At 38.2% G+C, this 1,975-nt stretch carries 1 pseudogene; it reads left to right on the top strand.

Features of this window, described 5'->3' with window-relative positions:
* Positions 1-1,975: pseudogene (locus tag ACFIQC_RS09710) on the top strand (DUF6990 domain-containing protein); the annotation flags it as partial.

Below are 1,975 nucleotides of genomic sequence, written 5' to 3'. Positions count from 1 at the left end.
TATGCTGATTTCTTCAGAAGAGAATTTTGGAGTTACAGCACTGGAGTTTTTTGAAAGCCATGTCAAGGTAGCTTTAGACAAAGTGTTAGCTTGGGCGCAAGCACAGGATATTAAGAAAAAATTACGTAAAAAAGCTGCTAATCATTCTCTCGTTGCAAAGGCTCTACTCGGCGATACCGAAGCTTTAAGGAATTACAAACCTACACCTCAATTATATACACCAGAGTTTTCTGATTATGAAAAGATGACACAGGTTGAGCGCGTCATCTTTTTTGCTGAAGCTTATAAAAATAATGAATTGGATGACATTTTAGCACGCAAAAAACCGAAACAGCGTTTGATGAGTCTTACAGCAGCAACGCGCATTCTTAAAACCCAAGGGTGGTTTGTTACGGAACCTGGAAAAATGTGGCTGATTTTGCCCGACCGCTTCATTCAATTTGATTTTGGTTTTATCCGTCTTCATGATGATTATAATGTTCATCTTGAAGCAGGGATCTCCAACGAAGATATTTCTGTCGCTTGCCATTATATTCACGATAGTAGAAAATGTAGGCAGATATCAGCTACAAATATTTATCAGTCTTTTAATACGATTGAGGGAGGGGTTTTTAGTGGTGTTGGTAAAGGGATTGATATTCGTTTAGAGACATTAAATGAGCAGGAGCTTATCAAAATTTCTGAGCGGGTGATACAATGGGCGCGTGCTCAGGATTTAGAAGCAGCGATAGAAAGCAAAGCGCTTGTTCAAAAATATAGCTCTTGTCCCGATATTCCATGGCATTTGGCTTGTTTAGCATTAACAGGTCAAATTGATATCCTGAAATCCTATCAAAATGCCGTAAAAGCAGGTACGATTTCTGAATATTTAGATGACGATGATGTGGAAAAATATGTTAATCACGCTGTTCAATTTGCTGAAGGACATCTGAGCGTTTTAAAGGAGCGAGAGGCGGCGGATGCACGTATTGATGTACAATCTTTAGCTCTCCTTAATACAGTTTCTGAAACATTAAAAATGATGAACTGGACAGTCTATCGTGATAAAAATTACAATCGTAATGCTTATTTTATAAGCAAAGACCGTATCATTAATATAGTGTACGACCTTGATACAAAAGGAAAAACACTGATCGTTATATTCAAGGCTTCACTTTCAACACTTGCCTTTTCCACTGCTCATAGGGGTGTTTTTCCCGAGAATCCTCAATATATAGCTCTCAAAGAGGCAGAAGAAGTTTATACAGTTTCTAGTGTTGAAGTTGAAGAAGGCAAACTAAAGCAAATCTGTGTGGATATTCTTAAATGGGCTGATAACCAAAACACCAACCAAATCATCTATGATTATGCGGCGTTGCCAACAAAAAGTGAATTTTTCCTTGCAGAATTTCACCTTATTGCACTTATTTTGACTGGCAATGTCAAAAAACTTAAGTTTTATAAGGAGAGTTTTCAAAGAAAAAACCGTCTAGGCTTTGTAGATACTATCACAAAATATGATATTGACAACGCGCTTAATCTTGCCCAGCGTTATTGAACAGGTTTTCCTAAAAACGCTCCGATTTTAAGCTTGGATCCGCAAACAGCATCTGTTGCTTCTAAAACAACTTCTGTTGAAGTGGCAGAGGAAGTGGATGAAGCGGATGACACTGATGATCGTCTCACTATGGAAAGTGCTCATGCACTTTTAAAAAGTCTAGGCTGGTCAACCGAGAAAATCAATGAGAATGACCATATGGCAAGCTATCAATTGGCTGATCGTGAAGTAGACATTCTTTATAACGACGAAATTGCCAAAGATTACCCACAATTTGATAGCGCCTTTATGATTAGCACGGGCATTCTTTCCACCGCTTGTAAATTCATTGATCCTACCTACACGGAAGATATTCCAGATTTACAGCTTAATTTTGAAGCCAAGGGATTAGAAATCTTTGAACCAGAAGTTACTGCGGATCGCTTAAAGCAAGCACTT

This window comes from Bartonella sp. AA126HLJHH, assembly GCF_042197425.1.
Taxonomy (GTDB): domain Bacteria; phylum Pseudomonadota; class Alphaproteobacteria; order Rhizobiales; family Rhizobiaceae; genus Bartonella.
The sequence above is the reverse complement of the archived record's forward strand: the minus strand, read 5'-3'. Positions and strand labels throughout refer to the sequence as shown.